We start from the raw sequence: 6,021 nt of genomic DNA, 5'->3' as shown, positions 1-6,021 counted from the left end.
GAAAAGCGCGAAACGTCATGAGAAGGGCCCCGATCGGGGCCCTTCTCATGACGTCACCTGGCACATATTTCCTCCGGCCAACTGGCGCATATTTGCTCCGGCGTTGACATGTGCCAGATGACACCGATCTTGCGGTTCCCTTCGGGACGAGCGGCTTCAACAGTGCTGACAAGTGCCTTTCTCGCCCCGTGAAACTGATGGTATCCGGCAATGATCTTGAACGGCCCGTTGCCTTGGTCCCCGAATACGATGAAGTCCCGGATCAAAGCGAGGAACCGCTCCTTCTCGAAAACGCCGCGTAACAGGGTCTCCATCTCACGTGGACCATGCGGCGTGAAATCGCCATCCTCGCCCGTCACCGTGCGCCACGGCATGAAACGCTCCTCGTTCCGCCGTGAGCGAGCCAATGCGCGCCAGCATCCCGTCAGAGGCCACTAGAACGGCATTGGTGCGGAAGAGAGCAGGCACCTGCGCTTTGTACGTCTGAAGCTGGTTGAAGGCCGCCGAGACTGTCGCCTGTTCGCCGGCGGCGTTCTTCAGCTCGATGATGGCGAGCGGCAGGCCGTTGATGAAGACGACGATGTCGGGGCGGCGGTTGTGCCTGCCCTCGACTACTGTGAACTGGTTCGTCACCAGCCAGTCGTTGTTTTCGGCCTGGTCGAAGTCGATAAGCCAGACCTTGTCGCCCTTGATCTCGCCGTCCGCGACAACGAACTCGACATCGACGCCTTCGGTCAGCAGACGATGGATACGTCGGTTCTCTTCGACGAGCGAGGGCGTCTCTGTGATGAAGAGCTGTCGGACCGCGTCAGCGCGTGCCTCGGCCGGGATCGACGGGTTGAACCGCCCCACCGCAGCCGCGAGCCGTTCCGTTAGGATGACGTCGGAATAGGCCGTGCGTTCGGGCGCAGAGCCGTCGGGGGCGATGTGGGCTGCTGGGGCATAGGTGTAGCCGAGGTCGGCGAAGATGCCGAGCGCGGCCTGTTCAACCATGTCCTCGTTGATTGTCATGCCAAAACCAGGCCCGGCTTCAGGCCCAGCCGGTCTTTGAACTCAACCGGTATCTCCGGCCAGTGCTCGACAAGCAGATCGACCAATTGGCTGCCATTGACCAGGCCAATGCGAGGGAACCCCGCTTCGAGCGCGACATCGAATGCAGCCTTCTGGAAGCCGGCGGTTGTAATAAATGCCCCTTGTCCGCCGAAGGGAATTGCCTGCCGTAGCTGTCTCACGACCGACGCGCTGATGTTGGTTCCCACCTTATATCGCTTGGCCTGGACGAACACCTTCACCTTCGCCAGGTTCGCAACGTTCAACTCCCCTGTCGCGTCCACGCCACCGTCGCCGACCTTTCCCACAACCTCCGAGCCTTCAAACCCCAGCGCAGTGAGGAGGTGTCCAACGAGTATCTCGAACTCCTTGTCGTCTAGTTCGAGTATTTGAGCGAGAACGGCTTGGTATGGGTCGTAGTTTGCTGAATGGGGGGCCGGAGCGAGGTTGCCTCGCCCCGTCAGGTGAAGCACCTCGTCGATCTGAGAAACGCCGAAAACCGTCAGAGATGACCGCATCGTATTCTGAAGCGGGACCGAGAGGCTGGAGCGCAGCAGGGAAGTTGTCGACCAGTCGACGAGACGATGGTGAGGATAGGGAGTGGTCGGATCGTTCGGCTCGTACCGGTATGAAGGGTCGGCCCGGATCACCCCGTGATGCAACAGCTCGGTATTCGCGTCAGGCGTGATGACGGTGTCTCCCCCCTTCATCTCGAACAGAAAGCGCCCGATCTGCCCAATCTGCTGGCCAATCACGATGTTGCTGACGTCGTTCGGGTAGGCGGCGCGGTAGATAGGATGAAGCTCATCGCGGCTGGTGTAGTCAGCCAGATCGTGTCCAGGCAGCCATCCGATGGCAACAAACCCGCCGTCCACGAAAGCTCGGGCATACCGGCCAAAGTCTGCGCGAACGCACCAGACGTTCGTCATTCTGCCGCCTCCGCTACTGCCTCGGCCAGCCGGATTTCTCCCGACATCAGCTTAGGAAGGAGCAGGTCGCGGGTGGCAGAAAGTGTGCGGCTCCCGTGTATGCCTGCCACGATCTTATCCATCATCGGGAGAACCATCCCCCCAAACTCCTCAATGACAGGCTGGGGGGCGAGTGCAATTGGATAGGTCTTCATGTTGCCCCAGCTCGTGCGAGGCATCTTGGTTCCGGTCGAACCTTGGTCCGTGAAGCCGACGAACTCATCAGTTGCGACGCACATCGCTACCATCGGGCGAGCGTGGCTTTCGATGGCGTCCAAGACGATGATGTCTGTCGAGCAAACTCCGTCGACGGGGGCGATGCCAACCTTGTGGAAGTATGGACGCAGCTTGCCAAACAGGATTTGACCACGCTCGAAGCGAGACTTGTTCGAGGTTACCTTAGAGGCCGCTTCCCATTCGTTCAGGGCAATCGACCGACGCGGCATGTGCTCCAAGCCGATATAGGGGGTTTCGGGTGCGATCTCGGCAGGGCTCACGACAGTTGAAGCTGTTCGGGCGACGTCTGCAAGAGAACCTTCTTTCCACCCCTCCGGAAATCCGCCGTCGCGAAGGCTGGCGGGAAACAGGCGGGTCAGTTGCTGCGCCCTTTCAAGGTCGGTGACGACGCCTCCCATGATCATGACGGGATCGCTCGCGCCCTCGATCTTGCGGCGCGTCGGGCCGAAATCGACAAACCAGTCGCGGAAGATAGCCTGCGCCATCGCTTCCAGCGTCTCGTTTGTGCGGCGATTGAGGGCTATTTTGTCGTCCAGGCAACTCAGGATTTCGAGAATATCATCTTGTTCACCCTCATCAGAGGGGAACGTCACCGGGAAGGATCGCAATTCGCCGAGAGGAACATAAAGCTGAGTTGTTCCGCGACACCTACTGCGCAATTCGGCCCGCACCTCTGGTATCTTTAGATAGAAATGCAGCCATCGTCCACGTCTCTCGGACCGAGACTTGAACAACCCTATGTTTTTTATCGCGTAGTCGGGATCATTCTGTTCAAGGTAGACCTCGCCAACAGTGCCGATCATTGAAATCAAAACGTCCCATCGGTCTACCTTGCTCCGACGATTGATATCTTCGAACTCATCAGCTGATATCAGATAGGCTTTTTCGAGATCAAGGTTGCCCGATATCATATGTCGAGAGGTAATGAGCTTGCGACCAACCTCAACCGGCTTCGGACTATCATGGGTACCGTCCCTTACCGATAAGCAGAAGTCGCTGGCGGGCTCTGTTTCCCACTCACTCATTGGTGGGCACTCCAGCAAGCGCTGTCTCGATCCGCCCTTCAAGCACCCGGCCTTCGGCAAACTGCCCTCGTAACAGGTCCCGAAGACTTCCCATCTTCTCCGCAAAGGAGATGCCGTCATCCTCTACATCCGCCGCCCCGACATAGCGCCCCGGTGTCAGCACATGGCCACGCGCGCGGACTTCATCGAGCGTGGCGAATTTGCAGAACCCAGGCTCGTCGGAGTATTCGGTCCAGCCTTTTGCCTCCCGTGTCTCTGGTTTCGCTCGCCACCGGTGATAGGCACCAGCGATCTTGGCGATGTCCTCGGGGCTGAACTCCTTCCGGACCCTGTCCACCATGAAGCCTAGCTTGCGGGCGTCGATGAACAAGACTTCACCGCGCCGGTTCCGGTGGCCGTTGGAACTCTTATCTCGCGCCAATATCCAAAGGCAGGCCGGAATTTGTGTGGAGTAGAACAGCTGCCCCGGTAGCGCGACCATGCAATCTACTACATCGGCCTCAATCATGGCTTTGCGGATGTCGCCCTCGCCAGACTGCTGAGAGGACATGGAGCCGTTCGCCAGGACCACGCCCGCCGTGCCCCGTGGAGCAAGATGGTGCAAGATGTGCTGGAGCCATCCGAAGTTGGCGTTCCCCTTCGGCGGGGTGCCGAACTTCCAGCGCACATCCTCGCTCAGGCGATCTCCGCCCCAATCGGAGACGTTGAATGGCGGGTTGGCGAGAACGAAATCCGCCTTCAGGTCTGGCAGCTCGTCGCGATGAAAACTGCCCTCATTGTTCCAGCGGATATCGGCGTCGATCCCCTGTACGGCCAGGTTCATCTTCGCCAGCCTCCAGGTCGTATGATTGATCTCCTGGCCATAAATGGCGATGTCGTGCCGACGCCCACCATGCTCCTCGATGAACTTCTCGGATTGCACGAACATGCCGCCTGACCCGCAGCAGGGATCATAGACCCGCCCCTGATAGGGCTCCAGCATCTCGACAAGCGTCCGCACCACCGAGCGGGGTGTGAAGAACTCGCCACCGCGCTTGCCCTCCGACGAGGCGAAGCCTGACAGAAAGTACTCGTAGACCCTCCCCAAGAGGTCCTTCGCCCGATCGGTGCTGTCGTGCATCCCGACGTTGGAGAAGAGGTCGATCAGTTCCCCAAGCATGGTCTTGTTCAACGTCGGCCGGGCGTAGTTCTTAGGCAGGACGCCTTTCAGCCCCTCATTGGACGGGGCCTTCTCAATCGCCTCCATCGCCTCGTCGATCAGCTTGCCGATCTCGGGACGCTTCGCGTTCGCCTGAAGGTGCTTCCAACGTGCCTGCTTCGGCACCCAGAAGACGTTCTCGGCCAGGTACTCCTCCGGGTCCTCCTCGTCGGCGTACTCGTCCGTTGCGAGCTTGGCATGCTGGTCAGCGAAGGCATCCGAGATGTATTTGAGGAAGATCAGGCCGAGCGCGACGTGCTTGTACTCAGAGGGCTCCAGATTGCCCCTGAGCTTATCCGCCGCCTTGAACAGGTCCGCAGTGAAGTCGAGATCGGACTTGGTGCCGTTCGCTGCGGCCATGCTCACCCCCTTGATTTCGAGGGCACGCTACGTGGGGCGGGGGCAACCGTAAAGCGTGCAAGCACCACATTGGCCGGCCTGACAGCCTGGGGTAAGTTCCGGCCCTGCGATGAGCGATCACCAGACACGACCGTCACTCAGCGTTGCAGGTACCTTGTCTCCTTCTCGGCGGAGCTACAACAACGAACCGGCCGCGTTGTCGACGAACAGCTCGCCGTCGCGGATGTAGCGACTGAGCATGGCATCGGAAGCATGGCCGGTCTGCTGCCTGATCTTCCATGACGATGCTCCCGCCTGAGCGGCGCTGGTGGCGAAGCCGGCACGGAGGCTGTGTCCGGAGTACCCCTCGGGATCGAAGCCAGCCGCTGCCAAGCGTTTCTTCACGATGATCGAGACAGCTTCTCCCGACAGACGCTGATCCCCGACGCGCCGATGTCGGTTTATGCCCCTGAGAATGGGGCCGGCTTCGATGCCGAAGGTCGACAGCCAGACTTCCAGTGCCGTTACGGGGCACCACCGCGTCCGACATCGGCCTGGAACTGCGGACATTTCTGATGTTCTCATCGGTGCTTGCTAGCTTTCACAGGGACGAAGGCGATTGTAGTACTGCCATAGATCGGGACGAAAGCGTGAGCCGATCAAAGGGGAACAGATGCACATCGAGCGAATTCAAATCGAAGAAGGGTTCCTGAATGGGTTCGATGTGTACCCCCGACCAGGCCTCAGCGTGGTGATTGGCGCGCGTGGCACCGGCAAGACGTCGCTCATCGAGCTCATCCGCTTCTGTCTTGATGTGCCGAGTTACACGCCCGAAGCCAATCGCAGGAGCCGCGACCATGCGCTATCGGTCTTAGGATCGGGCCAGATCACGCTGACCTTGGTCGATGGCGTGCGGCGCGTGACCGTGACGCGTTCAGCTGCCGAAGACGCGCCGCGCGCGTCTGGTCCGTTCCTTCCACCGATCATTTTGTCGCAGACGGAAATTGAGACTGTAGGGCTTCAGCCGGGCGGTCGGCTGCGTCTGCTCGATGGATTCATGGGCGATCAGCGCCCCCTTCTGGCGGCCGAGACTGTAAAATCGCTTGCAAGAATGACCCCCTAAGCGGGGTTTTTCGCATCCAAGAATGACCCCTGCTTTGGTTTGTCACAGTCTCTTCCGGATGGGCTTTTGCTCCGTTTGGAA

General features: G+C 59.7%; 6 protein-coding genes. 1 reads left to right on the top strand and 5 read right to left on the bottom strand.

Annotated elements, in window-relative coordinates; translation table 11 throughout:
• Window positions 1-315: 315 nt before the first annotated feature.
• From VQ045_RS21105 to VQ045_RS21085, 5 genes are all read right to left on the bottom strand, one after another.
• Window positions 316-1,011 carry a type I restriction endonuclease gene (locus VQ045_RS21105; RefSeq protein ID WP_331831522.1) on the bottom strand — a complete coding sequence of 232 codons (696 nt, stop codon included), beginning with the start codon at window positions 1,009-1,011 and terminating at the stop codon, window positions 316-318.
• Window positions 1,008-1,979, bottom strand: coding sequence for a restriction endonuclease (locus VQ045_RS21100; RefSeq protein ID WP_331831521.1), 972 nt, complete (start codon window positions 1,977-1,979; stop codon window positions 1,008-1,010). The genes VQ045_RS21105 and VQ045_RS21100 overlap by 4 nt, the downstream gene beginning before the upstream one ends.
• Entirely contained in the window at window positions 1,976-3,280 is a 1,305-nt protein-coding gene (locus VQ045_RS21095; RefSeq protein WP_331831520.1) for a restriction endonuclease subunit S, read from the bottom strand. Before VQ045_RS21095 ends, VQ045_RS21100 begins: the two co-directional genes overlap by 4 nt.
• Window positions 3,273-4,838: a class I SAM-dependent DNA methyltransferase gene (locus VQ045_RS21090; RefSeq protein WP_327651205.1), complete on the bottom strand. Its 1,566-nt coding sequence runs from the start codon at window positions 4,836-4,838 to the stop codon at window positions 3,273-3,275. Before VQ045_RS21090 ends, VQ045_RS21095 begins: the two co-directional genes overlap by 8 nt.
• A gap of 174 nt (window positions 4,839-5,012) precedes the next feature.
• Complete coding sequence (locus tag VQ045_RS21085; protein WP_331831518.1) at window positions 5,013-5,387, bottom strand: tyrosine-type recombinase/integrase; 375 nt, start codon at window positions 5,385-5,387, stop codon at window positions 5,013-5,015.
• A gap of 103 nt (window positions 5,388-5,490) precedes the next feature.
• Here VQ045_RS21085 and VQ045_RS21080 point away from each other — a divergent pair, with 103 nt between their 5' ends.
• Window positions 5,491-5,940 (top strand): ATP-binding protein, encoded by a 450-nt coding sequence (locus tag VQ045_RS21080; protein ID WP_331831517.1) that lies wholly within the window; start codon window positions 5,491-5,493, stop codon window positions 5,938-5,940.
• Window positions 5,941-6,021 lie beyond the last annotated feature (81 nt).

This window comes from Aurantimonas sp. E1-2-R+4 (assembly GCF_036549515.1).
GTDB lineage: Bacteria > Pseudomonadota > Alphaproteobacteria > Rhizobiales > Rhizobiaceae > Aurantimonas > Aurantimonas coralicida_A.
This window is presented reverse-complemented; position numbering and strand designations above follow the sequence as displayed.

Excerpts from the sequence above, each read along its gene's own strand:
- VQ045_RS21085 (WP_331831518.1), bottom strand. The coding sequence starts at position 5,387 with ATGTCCGCAGTTCCAGGCCGATGTCGGACGCGGTGGTGCCCCGTAACG.
- VQ045_RS21105 (WP_331831522.1), bottom strand. The coding sequence starts at position 1,011 with ATGACAATCAACGAGGACATGGTTGAACAGGCCGCGCTCGGCATCTTC.
- VQ045_RS21100 (WP_331831521.1), bottom strand. The coding sequence starts at position 1,979 with ATGACGAACGTCTGGTGCGTTCGCGCAGACTTTGGCCGGTATGCCCGA.
- VQ045_RS21080 (WP_331831517.1), top strand. The coding sequence starts at position 5,491 with ATGCACATCGAGCGAATTCAAATCGAAGAAGGGTTCCTGAATGGGTTC.
- VQ045_RS21090 (WP_327651205.1), bottom strand. The coding sequence starts at position 4,838 with ATGGCCGCAGCGAACGGCACCAAGTCCGATCTCGACTTCACTGCGGAC.
- VQ045_RS21095 (WP_331831520.1), bottom strand. The coding sequence starts at position 3,280 with ATGAGTGAGTGGGAAACAGAGCCCGCCAGCGACTTCTGCTTATCGGTA.